19 protein-coding genes and 1 other RNA gene are annotated in these 18,579 nt (G+C 35.9%); 4 read left to right on the top strand and 16 right to left on the bottom strand.

Annotated elements, in window-relative coordinates; translation table 11 throughout:
* Positions 1 to 60: 60 nt before the first annotated feature.
* Complete coding sequence (locus FNJ88_RS04725) at positions 61 to 696, bottom strand: DUF4241 domain-containing protein (protein WP_143852060.1); 636 nt, start codon at positions 694 to 696, stop codon at positions 61 to 63.
* Positions 693 to 3,314: a valine--tRNA ligase gene (locus FNJ88_RS04730; RefSeq protein WP_143852061.1), complete on the bottom strand. Its 2,622-nt coding sequence runs from the start codon at positions 3,312 to 3,314 to the stop codon at positions 693 to 695. Before FNJ88_RS04730 ends, FNJ88_RS04725 begins: the two co-directional genes overlap by 4 nt.
* Before the next feature lie 124 nt (positions 3,315 to 3,438).
* Here FNJ88_RS04730 and FNJ88_RS04735 point away from each other — a divergent pair, with 124 nt between their 5' ends.
* Together FNJ88_RS04735 and FNJ88_RS04740 are read left to right on the top strand one after the other, a co-directional pair.
* Positions 3,439 to 3,900, top strand: a complete 462-nt coding sequence (locus FNJ88_RS04735; RefSeq protein ID WP_143852063.1) for a DUF1573 domain-containing protein — start codon at positions 3,439 to 3,441, stop codon at positions 3,898 to 3,900.
* 87 nt (positions 3,901 to 3,987) lie between these two features.
* Positions 3,988 to 4,857 (top strand): polyphosphate kinase 2 family protein, encoded by an 870-nt coding sequence (locus FNJ88_RS04740; protein ID WP_143852065.1) that lies wholly within the window; start codon positions 3,988 to 3,990, stop codon positions 4,855 to 4,857.
* A 43-nt stretch (positions 4,858 to 4,900) separates the two neighbouring features.
* Here FNJ88_RS04740 and rnpB read toward each other — a convergent pair.
* Positions 4,901 to 5,229: RNase P RNA component class A (gene rnpB / locus FNJ88_RS04745), an RNA gene on the bottom strand.
* Between the two features lie 99 nt (positions 5,230 to 5,328).
* On the opposite strand from rnpB, the gene FNJ88_RS04750 reads away from it, so the two are divergent.
* Complete coding sequence (locus tag FNJ88_RS04750; protein ID WP_143852067.1) at positions 5,329 to 6,183, top strand: mechanosensitive ion channel family protein; 855 nt, start codon at positions 5,329 to 5,331, stop codon at positions 6,181 to 6,183.
* Between the two features lie 114 nt (positions 6,184 to 6,297).
* Here the strand turns inward: FNJ88_RS04750 and sucC are convergent, their stop codons facing one another.
* A complete protein-coding gene (sucC, locus tag FNJ88_RS04755) occupies positions 6,298 to 7,491 on the bottom strand; it encodes an ADP-forming succinate--CoA ligase subunit beta (protein ID WP_143852069.1) in 1,194 nt (397 codons plus the stop codon).
* 558 nt (positions 7,492 to 8,049) lie between these two features.
* Between sucC and FNJ88_RS04760 the strand changes: the two genes are divergently transcribed.
* Positions 8,050 to 9,024: a phosphatidylserine decarboxylase gene (locus tag FNJ88_RS04760; protein ID WP_143852071.1), complete on the top strand. Its 975-nt coding sequence runs from the start codon at positions 8,050 to 8,052 to the stop codon at positions 9,022 to 9,024.
* Between the two features lie 48 nt (positions 9,025 to 9,072).
* Here the strand turns inward: FNJ88_RS04760 and FNJ88_RS04765 are convergent, their stop codons facing one another.
* From FNJ88_RS04765 to FNJ88_RS04815, 12 genes are all read right to left on the bottom strand, one after another.
* Positions 9,073 to 11,463, bottom strand: coding sequence for a multicopper oxidase domain-containing protein (locus FNJ88_RS04765; RefSeq protein ID WP_143852073.1), 2,391 nt, complete (start codon positions 11,461 to 11,463; stop codon positions 9,073 to 9,075).
* Positions 11,453 to 11,938 carry a DUF305 domain-containing protein gene (locus tag FNJ88_RS04770; protein WP_143852075.1) on the bottom strand — a complete coding sequence of 162 codons (486 nt, stop codon included), beginning with the start codon at positions 11,936 to 11,938 and terminating at the stop codon, positions 11,453 to 11,455. Before FNJ88_RS04770 ends, FNJ88_RS04765 begins: the two co-directional genes overlap by 11 nt.
* A 110-nt stretch (positions 11,939 to 12,048) precedes the next feature.
* A complete protein-coding gene (locus FNJ88_RS04775) occupies positions 12,049 to 12,519 on the bottom strand; it encodes a DUF3347 domain-containing protein (RefSeq protein ID WP_143852077.1) in 471 nt (156 codons plus the stop codon).
* A gap of 94 nt (positions 12,520 to 12,613) precedes the next feature.
* Positions 12,614 to 12,991, bottom strand: coding sequence for an HYC_CC_PP family protein (locus tag FNJ88_RS04780; protein WP_143852078.1), 378 nt, complete (start codon positions 12,989 to 12,991; stop codon positions 12,614 to 12,616).
* A 157-nt stretch (positions 12,992 to 13,148) separates the two neighbouring features.
* Entirely contained in the window at positions 13,149 to 13,679 is a 531-nt protein-coding gene (azu, locus tag FNJ88_RS04785; protein ID WP_143852080.1) for an azurin, read from the bottom strand.
* A 318-nt stretch (positions 13,680 to 13,997) separates the two neighbouring features.
* Positions 13,998 to 14,864 (bottom strand): DMT family transporter, encoded by an 867-nt coding sequence (locus tag FNJ88_RS04790; RefSeq protein ID WP_143852082.1) that lies wholly within the window; start codon positions 14,862 to 14,864, stop codon positions 13,998 to 14,000.
* Between the two features lie 3 nt (positions 14,865 to 14,867).
* Positions 14,868 to 15,125 carry a hypothetical protein gene (locus FNJ88_RS04795; protein ID WP_143852084.1) on the bottom strand — a complete coding sequence of 86 codons (258 nt, stop codon included), beginning with the start codon at positions 15,123 to 15,125 and terminating at the stop codon, positions 14,868 to 14,870.
* A gap of 1 nt (position 15,126) precedes the next feature.
* Positions 15,127 to 15,513, bottom strand: coding sequence for a DUF423 domain-containing protein (locus FNJ88_RS04800; protein WP_143852086.1), 387 nt, complete (start codon positions 15,511 to 15,513; stop codon positions 15,127 to 15,129).
* Position 15,514: 1 nt separating this feature from the next.
* Positions 15,515 to 16,600, bottom strand: coding sequence for a hypothetical protein (locus FNJ88_RS04805; protein WP_143852087.1), 1,086 nt, complete (start codon positions 16,598 to 16,600; stop codon positions 15,515 to 15,517).
* Between the two features lies 1 nt (position 16,601).
* The gene (locus FNJ88_RS14270; protein ID WP_185145858.1) at positions 16,602 to 16,772 is read right to left on the bottom strand and encodes a hypothetical protein; all 171 of its coding nucleotides are present in this window, start codon (positions 16,770 to 16,772) and stop codon (positions 16,602 to 16,604) included.
* Positions 16,773 to 16,782: 10 nt separating this feature from the next.
* A complete protein-coding gene (locus tag FNJ88_RS04810; protein ID WP_143852089.1) occupies positions 16,783 to 17,157 on the bottom strand; it encodes a VOC family protein in 375 nt (124 codons plus the stop codon).
* A 10-nt stretch (positions 17,158 to 17,167) separates the two neighbouring features.
* Positions 17,168 to 18,502: a hydroxymethylglutaryl-CoA reductase, degradative gene (locus tag FNJ88_RS04815; RefSeq protein ID WP_143852091.1), complete on the bottom strand. Its 1,335-nt coding sequence runs from the start codon at positions 18,500 to 18,502 to the stop codon at positions 17,168 to 17,170.
* Positions 18,503 to 18,579 lie beyond the last annotated feature (77 nt).

An 18,579-nucleotide genomic window follows, 5' to 3' on the forward strand; every position in this document is an offset into this window, starting at 1 on the left:
TTTCTTTAAAGCTTTACGTTCAAATATAGTTAAAATAAGAATTGAAATGGAAAAATTCCACTAAATAATCTCTATCAATTCAGAAACTAATTTCACAGGCTTCTCATTTTGGTCAAATCCAATATAACTCGCATAAAAACCTTCACCGTATCCCGTTTCGAAAGCAAATATAGTCCCTTCTTTTTCTTCATCAGGTTTCAGAATGGCAAATTGATTAATGGCACCATCTTGCTGATAAAAATGCTCATGAAAGAATTCTTCATAGATTCCCATAAAATCCTCTCCTTTCCTATCAAACAATTTCTTTTCTAAATGATTTAAACCCTGTTGAGTTTCGTAATCCATAAAACAACCCATCCCACTTTCCACAGGGTATCCGTAGATTTCCTCACCTTCTAAATCCTTCACCGTTTGACCGTCAGAAACTGCGAGTTCCCATTTTGTGATTTTTGAGTTGCTAAAAACGAGTTCAACATAAGCAATACAGTTACTTTCTCTTTCCTTATGAACCAAAATCTGAAATTCACCAATAGGAAAAAGGGTAGAGAAAACTGGCATATCACTCGTGATCAAAGGATCGCAAACTACTAACCTGCCTGAAGAAACATTTATTTTTCCTGCGTCAAAAGTTTCTATTAGCGGATTCTCAATAAAATCTTTGGTAAAAAGCTTACTTATATTTTCAATGTGGATCATGATAAATTTTTTAATTTTTCCTCCAATATAACTAATTTATCCTGCGCATCTTTTTTCTTTTTCAATTCATTATCAACTACTTGTTGGGGCGCTCCTGCCATAAATTTTTCGTTTGATAATTTTTTATCAACTGACATCATGAAACCTTTCAAATATTTAATTTCTTCTTCTGTTTTCGTTTTCTCTTCGCCGAGATCTAGGTTTTCACTTAGTGGAATTGAAACTTCCATTCCTCCAATTAAAAATGAGAATGTTGGTTTATCGGTTTTTTCCGAAAAATTAATTTGAGAAATATTTGCTAACTTTTTCACTAGATCCTCATTATCAAAAGCAGTAGTATTGGTAAAGATCTCTACACTTTCACGTGGTGAAATACCTTTGCTCTGTCGGTAATTTCGAATTCCAGAAATGATCTCTTTTGAAACATCGAATTTTTTAATTAATTCTTTATCAAAGCTTTGAGGTTGCTTTTGTTGAGATATGACTAATGCGCTTTCAACCGTTCTTTCCGATATATTCTGCCAAAGTTCTTCCGATAAAAATGGCATAAATGGATGCAGTAGTTTCATTAGTTCTTCAAAATAATGAATCGTTTTATCGTGTACTTCGGCAGAAATTGGCTCACCAAAATTTGGTTTAATTGCCTCCAAATACCAAGAACAGAAATCGTCCCATATCAATTTATATAAAAGATGTAATGCATCAGAAATACGGAATTTCTCGAATTGATCTGCAATTTCAGCAATGGTTTTGTCCATTTGATTTCCGAACCAAGCGATTGCCTGTTGGTCTGCCTCATTGGATTTTATCGAATCGTCTTTTTTCCAACCTTGAATTAATTTATTGGAGTTCCATATCTTGGTTGCGAAATTTCGTCCCTGTAACATTAACTCTTCATCGAAGAGTAAATCATTTCCGGCAGCAGAACTCAATAAGATACCGACCCGAACGCCATCTGCTCCATATTTCTCTATCAATTCAATTGGATCTGGAGAATTTCCAAGTGATTTCGACATTTTTCGTCTTTGCTTATCCCGTACAATTCCAGTGAAATAAACATTTTTAAAAGGAACTTCTTTTCTGTATTCAATTCCTGCCATGATCATTCTCGCTACCCAGAAAAAGATAATATCTGGACCGGTAACCAAATCAGAAGTGGGGTAATAATAATTAATATCTTTATTCTCGGGATCATTAAGTCCATCGAAAACTGACATTGGCCACAACCAAGAAGAAAACCATGTATCGAGCGCATCTTCATCCTGCTTTAAGTCGTCGGTTGTCAGTTGTTGGTTGTTGGATTTTTCTTTTGCTAAAGTCAAGGCTTCTTCAATAGTTCCTGTTACGACGAAATCATCTTGTCCTTCACCATAAAAATAAGCCGGGATTTGTTGTCCCCACCAAAGTTGACGTGAAATATTCCAGTCACGAATGTTTTCCATCCAGTGTTTGTAGGTGTTCTTGAATTTTTCTGGGTGAAATTTCACCTCATCATTCATCACGACATCCAAAGCTGGCTTAGCTATTTCTGACATTTTTAAAAACCATTGAACAGAAACTTTAGGTTCGATTACCGCTCCTGTTCTTTCAGAGGTTCCTACCTTATTTACGTAATCTTCTGCTTTTAACAAAAGATCATTTTGCTCTAATTCTTTAACAATTTCTTTACGAACGATAAACCGATTTTTTCCTGCGTAATGTAAACCGTGATCATTTAAATTGGCATCATCATCCAAAGAATCAATCATTGGTAAACCATGACGTTTTCCAATTTCATAATCATTGGTATCATGTGCAGGTGTAATTTTCAACGCTCCGGTTCCGAATTCGATATCTACATAATCATCTTCAATAATTGGAATCGCGCGATTGACGATGGGAACAATAACATTTTTCCCTCTTAAATGCATATAACGTTTATCTTCAGGATTGATACAAACGGCAGTATCACCAAAAATCGTTTCTGGTCGAGTTGTGGCGACTGAAAGAAACTCTTCAGTTCCTTCTATTTTATATTTTAAATAATACAGTTTTCCATTTTGTTCTTTGAAAATAACTTCTTCATCAGAAATATTGGTTTTGGCTTCCGGATCCCAGTTTAGCATTCGGTACCCTCTGTAAATCAAACCCTTATTATATAGATCGATAAACGATTTTACCACTTGCTGTGAAAGTTTTGGTTCCATTGTGAAACGCGTACGCTCCCAATCGCAAGAACAACCTAATTTCTTTAGTTGCTCCAGGATTGTACCTCCATATTTATCCGTCCAATCCCATGCATGTTTCAAAAATTCCTCACGGGTAATATCCGATTTATTAATACCTTCTTCCTTCAACTTAGCAACCACTTTTGCCTCCGTAGCAATCGATGCGTGATCTGTTCCTGGTACCCAACACGCATTGAAACCTTGCATTCTTGCTCTACGAACCAAGATATCCTGAATCGTATTATTCAGCATATGTCCCATGTGAAGAATTCCAGTTACGTTTGGTGGTGGAATTACGATCGTATAAGGCGGTTTTTCGTTTGGTTCGGAATGAAAATAATTATTGTCGAGCCAGTATTGATACCATTTCTGTTCGGTTTCTTGAGGCGTATATTTTTCTGAAATCTGCATAAGTTTTTTCTTGGGCTTAATAGTTGCAAAAATAGGGAAATAAAAAAATATGAGCTTGCTATAAAAAATATTTTTAACTTTGTGAGTTCTTTTTACTCAAACAAGGAACTATAAAATTAAAAATATGAAAAAGATTTTTGCAAGTTTATTTTTGGCGGGAACTTTTGTACTTGCTTCAGCACAAACAATTTCCTTTGATAAAACAACTTTAGATTACGGAACGGTAAAAGTAGGTGCAGATGGACATCGACTTTTTACAGTAAAAAACACAGGTGATAAACCTTTGATTATTTCCAAAGTACAAGCATCTTGTGGTTGTACAACACCTGAATGGAGTCAAGATCCAATTATGCCAGGGAAAACTGCTCCTTTAAAAGTTGGTTATAACACGACGATCGTAGGTCCATTTACCAAGATCATTGAAGTTTATACGAATGATCCTGAAAACAGCAGATCCGTAATTACTATTAAAGGGAATATAGATGCAGGAGTAACCGTTGTACAAGATCCTGTTGTAGCTAAGAGTGAAGTTGTAGCACCGGCTAAAAAAGTTAAAATTACTGGTAGAAAAACATCCGGTAAATAAATAGCAAATAAATTATTCTGCGTATTTAAACTTAAAATCATTTCAATATTGAAATGATTTTTTTAATTTAGTAGAAATATTACAGTTATGGATTTAGATTTCAGCGACAATTTCATCGTGAAAGGAAAGTTTTCAATGAAAAAAGCCGATACAGAATACCAAGGTAAGTTGAAAAAGAAAGAAGGTCAAAAAATGTTAGCCCTGGAACAAGGGAAACTTCGGGATCTACAGGAAAAATTATACGCAGACGGTAGCAAATCTGTACTGATCGTTCTGCAGGCAATGGATGCCGCTGGAAAAGACTCTTTAATTAAACATGTTTTTGGTGGGGTAAACCCTCAAGGTTGCATTGTGCACAGCTTTAAAACTCCTACCGACAAAGAATATGATCATGATTTCTTATGGCGCCACTATATTGCACTGCCGGCAAAAGGAAAAATAGGAATTTTTAATCGAAGTCATTACGAGAGCGTCTTGGTCTGCAAAGTTCATCCTGAATATAATCTAAATGAAAAAGTATGGGATTCCGTAAAGGATTTTGATGGTGATTTTTGGGATGATCGATATGAAAGCATCCGGAATTTTGAAAAGCACCTTGCTGATAATGGAACTACCATTGTGAAAATTTTTCTAAATGTTTCGCAAAAAGAACAGAAAAAAAGATTCCTGGATCGAATCAATGAACCTGACAAAAACTGGAAATTTTCTTCAGGCGATTTACCGGAACGTGCATTGTGGGATGAATACATGAACGCGTACGAAAAAGCAATTAACGAAACTTCAAAAGACTGTGCCCCTTGGTACGTTATACCAGCAGATCATAAATGGTTTTCCCGAGTAGCAGCTATTCAAATTATTATTGATGCGATGGAGAAAATGGATCTAAAATTTCCAACACTCTCGGAAAAAGAGACCGCTGCTTTAAATGATGCGAAAACACAACTGGAAAACGATTAAAGTTAAAAAGCAGAAATTAAATTTCTGCTTTATTTTTTAAAAACCCACAAGAGAAACTGTAAGCCGGATTCTGTAAATTGGTCGAAACCAAAATGCCTGTTATTTATCTACGATTTACATTGCTGCAAAACTTTAGCTGTTTACCCCTCGGTTTTTGGAACGAGCCACTCCTATTTTCATTGCTGAAAAAATCCGATATACTTAACATTGCACCGCAAAGAGTTTACCTGGTTTCACTATAAATTAATATACATACTTTCTGTTGCACTTGTCCTGATCTCACGACCGACGGATGTTATCCGCTTTGCTGCTCTACGGTGTCCGGACTTTCCTACCCCAAACGAATTTGGAATCAACAGGACGTTTTTCTTGTGGATGGCAAAGATACATAATATTGAAAATTTAGCCAGGTTTATTTTTTGGAAAGAATTTTGCTATGAAGAGAACTTAATTTATTGATATATTTGACTTATGAACTATTACGAAACGATAATGAGTGTCCTGAACAAGTGGTACAGGGGTTTTGCGGAGGCAACTCCGAGACTTGCCGTGGGGATCTTGGTCTTCCTTCTTTTTTTAACGCTAAGTAGTTTTCTGAGCAAAATCTCCGTAAAAATCTGGCATCGCTTTTTCCCGAAAAGTAAAAACACCTCTGTTGTTACTTTAATCAAAGTTTTTAAATTCCTGATTATTCTTTCTGGAGCCTTTATTTCTCTCGAAATTATGGGAATGGGTAGCTTTGTTATAAAATTTATCGGAAGTCTGGGAGTTGCTGGGGTGATCGCCGGGGTTGCATTAAAAGATCTGGTCTCCTCCATGTTTTCCGGAGCATTGATCAGTGTAGATAAAGCTTTTGCCGTGGGTGATTATATTACCATTAGAGATGTATCAGGAACTGTCGAAAGCATTGATTTTCTTACCACTAAAATAATTACCGATGAAGGTAAAAAAGTACACGTTCCCAATCAATTGGTTTTCAGTGCGCCATTTACCAATTATTCTGCGTCCGGACAGCGAAAGGTATTTCTGGATATTCAAATTTCAAATAATCAGGATTTAGAAAAAGTAAGTGACTTGATTTTGAGTGAAATTAAAACTTTTGATTTTGCGGATCATGTTGATGATGCTCAAGTATTTATTCAAAAACAGTCATTTGGCATTTTTTATATGCAGGCTAGATTTTTCATGAAAAGTGGCGCCAGTATTAACAAGGTGAAAACAGATGCACTCATGAGATTAAAAAGCAAACTGGAAAGTGAAGGCGTGCAACTGGCAACACAGGCTGACCTTGCTCCTCAAGTCATGAATAAAGTGGGCGCAGAATAAGAGAATATTTGTGATTAAAAACCCATAAAGAGAAGCTTTTCAATGCATCTCTCCTTAACAAAAAAAACCGTTTCAATTGAATGAAACGGTTTCTCTTTTTATATATCTAAGATTTTAGTGACCTAAAACTTCTTTTACTTTTTTAGCAGCTTCATCCAAAGTAATCACGGAATGAACTGGCAATCCAGAATCATCGATCAATTGTTTCGCTTCAACTGCATTGGTTCCCTGTAATCTCACGATCAACGGAACTGGAAGACTTCCCATTGCTTTGTAAGCATCTACGATACCTTGAGCGACACGGTCGCAACGTACGATTCCACCGAAGATATTAATTAGAATTGCTTTTACATTCGGATCTTTCAAGATAATCCCAAAAGCTTTCTGAACTCTTTCTGCATCAGCGGTACCACCAACGTCCAAGAAATTCGCCGGGTTACCACCAGATAATTTAATGATATCCATAGTCGCCATTGCAAGACCAGCACCGTTTACCATACAGGCAACGTCACCATCCAACTTCACGAAGTTCAAACCAGCTTCACCAGCTTCAACATCGGTAGGATCTTCTTCTCTTGTATCTCTTAATTCTGCCAAATCTTTGTGACGGAATAAAGCGTTGTCATCTAAAGAAACTTTAGCATCAACAGCGATAATTTTGTTATCAGAAGTTTTTAAAACCGGGTTGATTTCAAAAAGAGAAGCATCAATTCCAACATAAGCGTTGTACAAAGAAGCGATAAACTTTACGAAATCTTTATGAGCAGCTCCTGTTAAACCTAAGTTAAACGCGATCTTTCTCGCTTGAAAACCTTGCAATCCAACAGCAGGATCTACTACTTCATTATGAATTAAGTGCGGAGTTACTTCTGCAACGTGCTCAATATCCATTCCACCTTCTGTAGAATAAACGATCATATTTTTTCCTTGTGCTCTGTCTAAAAGGATGGAAACATAAAACTCTTTAGTTTCAGTTTCACCTGGATAATAAACATCTTCAGCTACTAAAACGAAATTCACTTTTTTCCCTTCCGCAGAAGTTTGTGGAGTAACCAACTGCATTCCGATGATGTTTCCAGCATTTTCTTTCAGTTTTTCCATGTTCGGAGAAAACTTTACGCCGCCGCCTTTACCACGTCCACCTGCGTGAACCTGTGCTTTAACTACCCAGCCTTCATTTCCGTTCATTTCTGTTAACTTTTTTGCTGCAGCTTCAGCTTCGTCAACATTATTTGCGATAAAACCTCTTTGGATGTTTACGCCGTATTTTGCCAAAATTTCTTTCGATTGGTACTCGTGAAGATTCATATTATTTAAATTAGATATTTATTTTTTTTAACGATTGACAAATTTAAGAAAATTTGGTTAGATAGTAGGTTTAGTCTTTAAATTATTTGGATCCTCTTTGAAGGTCGTCTAAAGCCATTTTTATGATATTTTATTTGGACGCACCTTTGATTTTGTTGAAAGGCAATCTTTCTATTTTTTTTATTTTGAGCGCCATTTTCGGCTTTCACTACTCGCTTCCCGAACAAATGCCTCGGCAGAGCTCAAACATGCCTTTCAATCCGGGGCGCAGTTTGTTTCTCATTAGAAATAATGGAACATCAAAATCAGCGCACAGATCTCAGGGATTTACGCAGATTTTAACAAAAAACTAAAAAATTATAACCTCTGATAATACCCCGTATTAATCCGTACAAATGTGTGCTATCTGTGTACCAAAAAACACATCGACAAATCATTATTCCGCAGTTCTTAAGCCAGGACTTGGGCTATCCCTCAAAAATGTCATAAATTGCCACGGTAGTCAAAATCGATCGATATCCCGAAAATTATTGATTGAGTTTAAGGTATACTAATTCTATGAAATTTAAAAAGCCCAATAAAAAATGGACGATCGTTTGGTTTATTGCAGCCATAATTTTCGTCCTAGCTGTTTTCCCCGTTCCATCCCAAAACCCTATAAAATATATCGATCGGGAAAGTGGACAGGTAAAAACTGAAAATGTTTACGGTGAAAAATGGCTCGATTGGCTGTATCATAATCCAGTTGGCGAAGCGACATTATGGACCATCGCAAAACGGAAAATCGTAACTTCTATTTATGGAGACATGATGGATAAAGAATCGTCAGCGTCTAAAATTAAGCCCTTTATAAAAGAGTATGACGTCGATATCAGTATTGCACAAAAACAGAGCTTCAATAGTTTCAATGATTTTTTTACCCGAAAACTCAAACCAGAAGCCCGACCGATCGATGCAGATTCACTCGTGGTAACTTCTCCAGCTGATGGTAAAATCTTAGTCTATAACAATGTAAGCAAATCCGATTTTTACATCAAAGGTTTTCGGTTTAATGTTGATTCTTTTTTAGATAATAAAGAATTAGCAAAGAAATATAAAAATGGATCCATGATCGTTTTTCGGCTTGCGCCGCCAGATTATCATCGCTATCACTTTCCGGTAAGTGGAACAACCTCATCTTCAAATATAAAAATTGATGGTGATTATTACTCCGTCAATCCTTTGGCTCTCCGTAAAAAAGCCGAAATTTTCTGGCTCAACAAACGGGAATATGGAGTAATTGAAAGTCCAGCTTTTGGTGATATTGTCATGGTAGAAGTTGGTGCCACCATGGTTGGAAGCATGATTCAAACTTACTCGGGTACGACTGTAAAAAAAGGGCAAGAAAAAAGATATTTTAAATTTGGCGGTTCTACGATAGTTCTATTGTTTGAAAAAAATCAAATTAAAATTGATGCTGATTTATTGTCCAATACAGCAAACGGCCTGGAAACGACCATAAAAATGGGCGAACAGATTGCAGTAAAAAAATAAAAGCCGCCTTATTGCTAAGACGGCTGATAAAAATACAGATCGCAGAATTTAATACATAAAAGTCAAACCTCCTCCAAACCCAAACTCACTATCATAGTTTGTGGATATTGAAACCCATTTTTGCACTATATATTTTAGTCCAAAATCAAATTCTTTATCAGAATTCACGGCAAAACTTCCGCGAATTCTAGGTGAGATTTTAATTCTTTCACGGCTCAATTCCAAACGGACTTTTCCATTGTTATCAACGTTAGCATCGGCTGTCACCAAAAATGGTAAGATGTAACGAATACCCGCGATGGCTACGTTTTCATTTTCAGGCATCACATTTTGTCCAAACCACGTTTTTGCCAGGTCATGTGTTTTCTGCGTTCTAAAACCTACATAAGGCATTGCCCACTGATATTTCCCAAGAAAGCGTCCTACCTTTACACTTCCTTCATAATGCGTGAAATCATAGTTGGAATGTAATTCATTAACGTTCATCCAACGTGCACCAAGCATACTCATGTTTTCAAGATGTAATTTATTAGAAGCAACATCCAGCATTGCCGTTGTGCTGATCATTCTGTTGGTGTTTAGAAACTTTCGGTAAGCCGCTTCTTTATTCGGAAGCTGCGGATTGGATGCCGAATTTTCATACGTGAAGACCTTGCCCATTCCGGTCATCATGTGATAAAGAATATGACAGTGAAAAAACCAGTCTCCATCCTGATTCGCTGCAAACTCAATCGTATTGGTTTCCATCGGTGCCATATCGACTACATTTTTCAGTGGCGAATATTCACCTTTAGAATTAATCAAGCGAAAATCATGACCGTGAAGATGCATCGGATGACGCATCATCGAATTATTGTACATCGTAATTCGTACAACCTGACCTTTTTTAATTAAAATCTTATCACTTTCAGAGACTGTTTTATTATCTAAAGTCCAAAGGTAATTTCGCATATTTCCTTCGAGTGTAAAATTTAATTCCTTTACATTATCATCAGGCAGTGAAGTTTTAAAGGGCGATTTCAGCATATTATAACTCAGGCGTTTGATCGTTTTCGTATCAGACTCACCCATATTATGCGTACTGTGATCCATTTCACCATTTGCCGAATTCGTATCCATTTTACTATGATCCATTTCTTTGTCAGAGTCCATTTTCTTACCAGAAGATTTCTCCTTCATGCCCATCATTTCATTCATATGCTTCATCGTCTGCATTCTTTGGCTTTTTGAAATTTTGGGATACATGACTTCATTCATATCCATCATCTGATTGCCCATCGTCATGTTCATCGGTTTCATATCACCGCTCATCTCCATCATGCCGTTCATCATCTTCATTCCTTCAAAAAGCATCAATTTTGGCAGGTTTGGCGCTTCCACTTTGTCACCGTTACCTAACCACAAAGAAGCGTGCCCCTGGCGGTCTTCGGACGTGGAACGGAATTCAAAACTTTTATTTTCGGGGATCGTAACTACAATATCATAGGTTTCAGAAACACCCACGATCAATCGGTCCACTTCCACAGGTTCTACTTCATTACCATCATTTCCTATAACAGTAATTTTTCCGCCACCATAATTCAACCAGAAGTACGAAGATGATCCACCGTTGACCACACGCAGATGAACTTTATCACCGGCCTTCAAATTTTTATAATCAGAAGAAATTTTACCATTGATGAGAAAATTATTGTAGTAAACATCGCTCACATCCATGGCTTCCATTCGTTTCCATTCGTTCAAAAGTTTGGTGCCGAAATGACCAACTTTCGCCGCCTCGGAATAACTTTGAACGGTACCTTTTTTCACGGACCAATAATCTCCCTGATCCATGTGCAGACGACGCATGATCTGTTTCGGATTCTCATCCGTCCATTCTCCAAGAAGAACCGGAATATCCGCATCGAATTTTTTGTCAGGCTGACCATCTCTTTTTTGGAAAACCAAAATACCATTCATCCCAATCTGTTCTTGAGTTCCCTCATGAGAATGGTACCAATAGGTTCCATTTTGAGAAATACGAAATTTGTACAAATGCGTTTCACCGGGTTTAACTTCTTTCGTTGTTAGATAAGGAACGCCATCCATTTCATTGGGTAGAATTACGCCGTGCCAGTGAAGACCTGTGTTTTCTTTCAATTGATTATGCAGATAAATTTCTGCAGTATCTCCTTCTTTAAAATATAAAGTTGGTGCCTGCAATTTTCCATTCGTGGCAATGGCCCGGGCGGGTTTTCCGCTAAAATTAACAAGCGTGTCTTTTACGTACAGATCATAACGAACCGTTTTTCCACCAAAAGAAATTTTTCCGGTAGACTCGTTTTTTGAATCCGTTTTTTTCTCCATATGCATAGTGTGGTTCTGAGAAAATCCCTGAACCGACACGACTAGAAAAAGAAGCGTGCATAATTTTAAAAAGTTGGGTATTTTATTTTTCATTTTCTAATCTTTTAATCATGGCTTTCATTTCTTCAATTTCTTTTCTTTGAGCCTTGATGATATCATTTGCTAATTTCTTCACTTCAGGATCTTTGATATCGGCGCGTTCACTTGTTAATATGGCAATTGAATGGTGAGGGATCATAGCGCGCATCCATAGCAGGTCGTCAATTGGTTTTTGCGCACGGACTAAATAAAGAGAGCCGAAAAACAGCAGAAGACTTCCGACGACAATTGCAATATTATGTTTTTTGTTTTTATACATTTTCAGCATAAAACCGAACATTAGTAAAGCCATCGAGGCAATCATTAGACAAGTCATATAAAATCTGGTCATGCTGAAATAAACATGATCCAATTCGTAAGTGTTAAAATACATGACCACATACATAACGATGAACGAAACTGCCATCATCAATAAAAATTTCGGATACGGATTAGAATGTGATTTATTTTGTTCTGAATGAGTATTCATAATTGTAAATTTTCGTTAGTGTTGATAAACTGTTAGATCTCCATAATCTTCCACTCCATGATAAACAGGAATGGAAAATTATCAGTGAAAATAGAGCGGTAAAAGTTTTATTATTTTAAAACGTTTTTCACACTTCCACATTTCAACATCGAACTGCCGTAGTAAGGATTTCTGATCTCTTTTTCAGCACTTAACCAAGAAGCATCTGCCATGGGACAATACTGTACAAATACAGAATCATCGGCAAGTTTGAATTTTTGACCTAATGAAATCATATTTAAAGAAAGTGTATTAAAGAACTCTCTCTGCTTATCGATACTTCTGTTTTCTGCAATTTGAGATGCGTCTTTTCGCAAGATATCTAAGTTGCCTTCCGATAAAACTTTGTAGTCAACCATTGAGGCAGATTTTGCAAAGTTGCTAGCTGCTTTTGAGGCTTCGTCAGAATTATCTGAAGCTAAAGCCGTTTTGATGTTCAAATAATTTTGATAGAGTCTTGAAATGGAAGTATCACTCTTTTGAGCCGAAATGTTTAGAATTGAAAATATAGAAAATACGGTTGTGAAAATTAATTTTTTCATTGTAATAAATTTTAGATTGTTTTAAATAGGGAAGGTCCAAAAACATTTGGACACGGGAAATCATCATTAATCATAAGAAAAATGATGTTCTATTCTAAATTCTAAAATTACAGTGAGAAATAAATAAAGGAAGTTCCGCTGTCTCAGGCGGCGCGTTGATATGAATTGAAAAATTGTTACGCTCTAAAATCGGTGTTATAAAGTTAACAAAATATTCCTGTGGAAGAACTGCTCCTATTGGAGCATCATTAATAAATGAAATATTTGCTTTTGGACCTACATCAGTTTTTAAAACTTTGACTTCACTTTTACAGCAATCTTTTTTATCTTCTGTTCCACAAACGTCACACGTTTTACTTGACGAAACCGAAGAAACTAAAATTTGATCCAGACAATAATGCACGTTATAAACCATTCCGGAAGAAAATCCGAAATAGAAAACGGTAAACATGATGGCAAGATATTTTTTCAATTTTAATAATATTCGGTAAAGATACAAAATGAGAAAAGAATTGATCGGATAAACAATTGATAACGTGTATTAAACTTATGTTAAAATAAAAAAGGGATCAGCTTAATATACTAATCCCCTATTTAATTTTTAACGACTACTATAAGTCCTTAAAGGTTTATTTTACGTTAAATTTACCTTTCATCATAGAATAATGTCCTGGGAATGAACAAAGGAAATCATACGTTCCTTTTTCGGGTGCCTGGAAAGTTATCGTGTCAGATTCGCCACCACCAATCAGTTTGGTATGTGCGATAATTTCACTTGTGTCAGCTGGAATGTAGCCATCTTTCTGAGCTTTCGCTGCTTCTGCTTCGAATTTATCGAGATCAGTACCTTTTTTCAATAGCACAAAGTTGTGTCCCATTGAAGCCATCGGCATGGTACCGGTATGGTTCAAAGTAAGAACAACAGTTTGTCCTTCATAAACATCAATTTCTGAAAGATCATACTGCATCTTATCATTCCCATTTAAAGTGATATTAATCGTATCCTGCTTGGCAGGATCAACAACAGTAGTTTTTTCAACGGTAGTTTCTACTGGTGCATCAGAAACAACAGAACTTTCTTCTGTTTTGTTACAAGAAATTAAAAGCGTACTGCTAATTGCTAATAACGCTAGAACGGATTTGATTTTTGAATAATTCATATTGTATTATTTTTATCAAAGATAGATATTTACTACGAATAAAGCAAGCTCAAATTTAAACAATACCCAATAAAATCGAGCAGACCGCATCAACAATTGATTTACATCTTGTAATTTTTCAAAACTATATCAAGACAACCAATAAAATCAATTCTTTTTCTTTTAATTCCCAAAATAGAATCACCCTCATAATCGCACCTCATAGGAATACAACTACAATAAATTAAAATATCTTAAACTAATCGGCAATAATTTAATTTATTACAAGCTGAAATTTACCATTCACTACTTAAAGCGATTATTTATTTTCAATATAAATTATAAATTTACTGTTGAATTTTTCTCATAAAAGGTCGTTGCAATTCCTGCTAATATAATGACACTTGCAACCATTTGAATTACTGTGATCTGTTCATTCACAAAGACAGCAGCCAGGATCGTGGCAAAAATAGCCTGACTTAAAAGACTTAACGAAACTCTGGTCGCCCGCATAGTCTGAGTGGCATAACTGATGAGCAACCACGCGATCAACTGGCAAACAACTCCCTGAACTAAAAGTGAGAACCAGGCCTTATTAGTGAAACCAAAAAACTGTTCTCCGAAAGCAATATTGATGATAAAAAGGAAAATGGCACTGAAGATCATACTATAAGTAATGAAGGTAATGACTTCTAATTTTTCTAAAACTGATTTGCTAACCAAAATATAAAGAGCATACAGAACTCCCGACAATATTCCCAGAAAAAAAGCGAAATCCAGTTGTAAGTTGATAATAGTGTCGACTCCTACAAAAACCGTCATACCCACTAAAGCGATTACGGTGCCGAGCCAAAAACTTTTTCGTGGGCGAAATTTCAAAAAGACCAGCGAGAAAACTCCTACCCAAATAGGAGAAAGATTCGTAAGCAATGTCGCTTGTGTTGCTGTAGAATTCTGAATCGAAATATTCCAAACTGCGATATCTGAGGCAAATAAAATACCGCAAACCATCATTGGCAAGAGCATTTTTACATTCTCTAACTTCAGTTTTTTCTTATAAAGCGCATAAGGCAAAATTACCGCCGTCGCAATTGCCATTCTGTAAAAGGCAGAAATCAACCCGGAGGTCAAATTCATCCTCACGATCACCGGAAAAATGGAGATGCACAAGATCCCTATGAATAAAGCAATTCTCGGCTTAGTCATTTTTTAATATTTTCTACCAACTGCTTTACAAATCTCCAAATACTCTTTAGGCATTTTAGAGAACATCCCTTGCTCATAATATTCATCAGAATGCGGAATGTAAATACTGTACTTTTTCCCCAGCGGAATTAAGGGAATGAAGAAAAGTTCAAAGTAATTTTTATAAACAGTTATCACTGCATTCACTTCAAAACCATTCTTCATTATTTTGCGCTGTTCTTTACCTACAGGTTTCTTATTAAGTCCAAAAATGAAAAACATTTTAGAATTTATTTTTTACAAAATAGAAAATTAACATCGCCCACGAAATAATCATCAATAACCCCCCAAGAGGCGTTATTGGGCCAACCGCTTTTGAAGGAATCGCCGCTACTTCGCTAAAAGCTAACAAATAAATACTCACCGAAAACAAAAAGGTGCCGGCAATCATTAAAATTGATATCCATTTTTCTGAAGGGGTCTCAAACTTCAAAATATAACCGACAATCAATAAAAATAAGGCCGAGTACATTTGATATTTGACACCTGTTTCAAAACTCGCTAGTTTGTCTACCGACAACACTTTCTTTAAAGCGTGAGCTCCAAATGCTCCTAAAATTACGGAAACCAATCCGTAAACGGCTCCGATTACTAATGTAAATGTTTTCATATTATAATTCTTCTAATTCTAATTTTAAATATTTTTTTGTTCTGTAATCCTGCCAGGTTCCGGTAATATTTCTGTTATTCAAGTCGGCCTCTATTTCTGCACGAGGAATCCATTTTTTCATTTCTTCATCGTGATAATCATCTTCAGTGGCAGAAAAGTGATTATTTTTAAAGGTTCCGCGCCAATCGATGAGTTTCTTATTCTTTTTATACCAATAAACGATTGAAAGCGAACCATCCTCATAAATATCTTCCACCAAAAGCATGATTGGATATTTTCCATCAATTCTTCCTTGGTATAATTTATTCTGAATGCTTCCACTAGAAACTGCAACCTCAGAATCCGACAACAAATTTCTAGCAAATGGACTCCAGTATTTTTCAAGTTCTTTAAACTTAAAAACAATTTCATGACTTCCTAAATCGTCCAAAGCGCGCATCGCATGATTGGAACACCGACCTGCAACAACGGTTAACTGATCTTTTTCTAAGTAGAATTTTAAATAAGGTAAAGTATTTTCTGTAAAGCAATTTTCGTACATCGCAATTTGCTCATCCTGATCGCGTGTTGGTGATGATTTTAATTCAAAGATGTAATCTTTAATTCTTTTCCTTATTTTATCATTAATGACTTTTTCAATTTTCGCAATCGAATTTGGTTGAAATAAATCTTGCAAATTAAGGAAATTCCCGGTTCTTAAATCAAAGTTTCGGTAAGTTATAAAACCTTCTGAATAAGCGCCACTAGCCTCACCTTGCAGCTGAAAGGAAAGAACATTTTTGGGCGAGTTTAGCTTTTTCCAGCTATAGAAATAAACATAATTCGTGTAAGAATTGGTAGCAGTAGAAGCGAGTTGAAAAGGGTTTTCTCCAGAACCTGGAACAAATTCCAGTTCACTTACCTGTAAAAAGGTATTAATTTTATCTTGGACTAAAGGCTTCTCTTTAAAAGATATTAACGGAAATACAAAATTTTCAGATTGAGGTTGCAGATTGGTGATTTTCAAATTTTTCTGTTGTGAAAAACTCAAAATCGACATCAGCATTATCAAGAATAATATTCCCTTATAAATCAAATGTTTTATCATTCTATAATGTTTCTGTTTGATAAGCGACCAGTAATTTACCGATGATGGACAATGCTCCAATCAAGATAAACATCCATGCAAATTTCTTTGATTTTGAAAAACCGGGATCCTTGGTAACTTTAAGAAAAACCCCAAAAATTAATATTAAAAATCCTAGAACGAGTTGAAACATAATTATTATTTTATTCTTTCGGTTCCCACAATTCAATTTTATTATCTTCAATATCTACAATATGAACGAATTTCCCGTAATCGAATTCTTCAATTTTATCTAAAATGGTGACCCCTTCTTTTTCCAGTTCTGTAACCAGCGCTTCCAGATCATCTACGCGATAATTAATCATGAAGTCTTTGGTTGATGGTTCAAAATATTTGGTATCATCAGCAAAAGCACTCCATTGCGTAGAACCTGGTTTGGAAGAATCTTCTTCTTTCCAGTAGAAGTTTGCGCCATAATCGTTCGTATCAAAACCAAGATGTTTTTTATACCATTCATTCAGTTTCTGCGGATCTTTTGCTTTAAAAAAAATGCCGCCAATACCGGTTACTTTTTTCATTATGGAACGATTAAATAGATTGTGTTCTCATTTTATTAAACTCACTGATTACCTCATGATGGCTTACCGTTTTGTCTTTAAAATAAGTCACAAAATGATTTTTCTCTTCTTCTGTTGCTCCTAACTGATTGAGAATATTAAACAGGTGCATTTTCATATGACCTTTTTGAATTCCAGTCGTGACTAAAGAACGAAGTGCACCAAAATTTTGAGCCAAGCCAGAAACCGCTAAAATACTCATCAATTCCTGTGCAGAAGGTTTTCCTAATAATGCCAAAGAGAATTTTACCAATGGATGGAGATTCGTTAAACCTCCGACAACTCCCACAGAAATTGGTAAATCTATCCAGAATCTAAAAATTCCATTATCAATAGTACAATGCGTCAGACTCGAATATTTTCCATCTTTTGCTGCATAAGCGTGAGCACAGGCTGCGGTTGCCCGAAAATCATTGCCGGTTGCAATTACCACAGCATCTACGCCATTCATAATTCCCTTATTATGCGTAGTCGCACGAAAAGGTTCAATTTCAGCAATCGTTACCGCACGTTTAAACTTGGTTGCAAATTCCTCATTAGAAATTCCACTATCGTCTTTTAGATCTTCAATTTTACAGGAGACTTCTGCTCTAACGATGCAGTCAGGAGTAAAGTTGGAAAGTATATTCATCACGATCTGCAAAGAATCTTTTTCTTCTTGAGTAAAACTTTCTTCATTATGAACTTCCTCTGTTAAGGTTTTTCCAAATTGCTCCAGACACGAATTAATGAAATTCGCACCCATTGAATCTACAGTATCAAAACTCGCTTTCAGTTGAAAATAATTTTCCAGCTCCGAGGTTTTATCGATCAAGTGAATATTGAGAATACCGCCTCCCCGGTTTCTCATATTTTTGGTAATATCATCCGTCGCCTCGAATAATCTTTTCTTTAATTTAAAATTAAATAAATGCTGAAGTTTATGAGGTTCCACATTCATTATAAAATGAGTATGACCTAATTTCTTGGTATTAATAATAGTTGTTTTGAAACCACCTTTATCAATCCAGAATTTCGCTGCTTTTGAAGCTGCAGCAACAACAGAACTTTCTTCTACTGCCATTGGCAACGCGAATAACTTCCCGTCGATCAGAAAATTTGGTGCAATTCCATATGGCATATAAAAATTGGAAATCGTATTCTCGGAAAACTCTTCGTGAAGTTTCTGAAGGGCATGATCTCCATTCCAGTATTGCTGAAGAACCTGTTCGTAACTGCGGTCTTCATTGAGATATTCTTTGATGAGCCAATCGATTTTTCTTTGTTTTGAGAGTTTAGAAAAACCTTCAACAGGTTGGTGATTCATAGAGGTAAAATTTTGAAAATCAAAGATAGGAAATTAGGTTGGATGTTTGGCGGCAGATATTAGGTTTTAGGAAGTGA

It is taken from the genome of Chryseobacterium sp. SNU WT5, assembly GCF_007362475.1.
In the GTDB taxonomy this organism is placed as follows: Bacteria; Bacteroidota; Bacteroidia; order Flavobacteriales; family Weeksellaceae; genus Kaistella.

Excerpts from the sequence above, each read along its gene's own strand:
- FNJ88_RS04795 (WP_143852084.1), bottom strand. The coding sequence starts at position 15,125 with ATGTTTTTCATTTTTGGACTTAATAAGAAACCTGTAGGTAAAGAACAG.
- FNJ88_RS04735 (WP_143852063.1), top strand. The coding sequence starts at position 3,439 with ATGAAAAAGATTTTTGCAAGTTTATTTTTGGCGGGAACTTTTGTACTT.
- FNJ88_RS04750 (WP_143852067.1), top strand. The coding sequence starts at position 5,329 with ATGAACTATTACGAAACGATAATGAGTGTCCTGAACAAGTGGTACAGG.
- FNJ88_RS04810 (WP_143852089.1), bottom strand. The coding sequence starts at position 17,157 with ATGAAAAAAGTAACCGGTATTGGCGGCATTTTTTTTAAAGCAAAAGAT.
- FNJ88_RS04765 (WP_143852073.1), bottom strand. The coding sequence starts at position 11,463 with ATGAAAAATAAAATACCCAACTTTTTAAAATTATGCACGCTTCTTTTT.
- FNJ88_RS04815 (WP_143852091.1), bottom strand. The coding sequence starts at position 18,502 with ATGAATCACCAACCTGTTGAAGGTTTTTCTAAACTCTCAAAACAAAGA.
- FNJ88_RS04790 (WP_143852082.1), bottom strand. The coding sequence starts at position 14,864 with ATGACTAAGCCGAGAATTGCTTTATTCATAGGGATCTTGTGCATCTCC.
- FNJ88_RS04775 (WP_143852077.1), bottom strand. The coding sequence starts at position 12,519 with ATGAAAAAATTAATTTTCACAACCGTATTTTCTATATTTTCAATTCTA.
- FNJ88_RS04740 (WP_143852065.1), top strand. The coding sequence starts at position 3,988 with ATGGATTTAGATTTCAGCGACAATTTCATCGTGAAAGGAAAGTTTTCA.
- azu (WP_143852080.1), bottom strand. The coding sequence starts at position 13,679 with ATGAATTATTCAAAAATCAAATCCGTTCTAGCGTTATTAGCAATTAGC.
- FNJ88_RS04800 (WP_143852086.1), bottom strand. The coding sequence starts at position 15,513 with ATGAAAACATTTACATTAGTAATCGGAGCCGTTTACGGATTGGTTTCC.
- FNJ88_RS04760 (WP_143852071.1), top strand. The coding sequence starts at position 8,050 with ATGAAATTTAAAAAGCCCAATAAAAAATGGACGATCGTTTGGTTTATT.
- FNJ88_RS04805 (WP_143852087.1), bottom strand. The coding sequence starts at position 16,600 with ATGATAAAACATTTGATTTATAAGGGAATATTATTCTTGATAATGCTG.
- sucC (WP_143852069.1), bottom strand. The coding sequence starts at position 7,491 with ATGAATCTTCACGAGTACCAATCGAAAGAAATTTTGGCAAAATACGGC.
- FNJ88_RS04725 (WP_143852060.1), bottom strand. The coding sequence starts at position 696 with ATGATCCACATTGAAAATATAAGTAAGCTTTTTACCAAAGATTTTATT.
- FNJ88_RS04730 (WP_143852061.1), bottom strand. The coding sequence starts at position 3,314 with ATGCAGATTTCAGAAAAATATACGCCTCAAGAAACCGAACAGAAATGG.
- FNJ88_RS14270 (WP_185145858.1), bottom strand. The coding sequence starts at position 16,772 with ATGTTTCAACTCGTTCTAGGATTTTTAATATTAATTTTTGGGGTTTTT.
- FNJ88_RS04770 (WP_143852075.1), bottom strand. The coding sequence starts at position 11,938 with ATGAATACTCATTCAGAACAAAATAAATCACATTCTAATCCGTATCCG.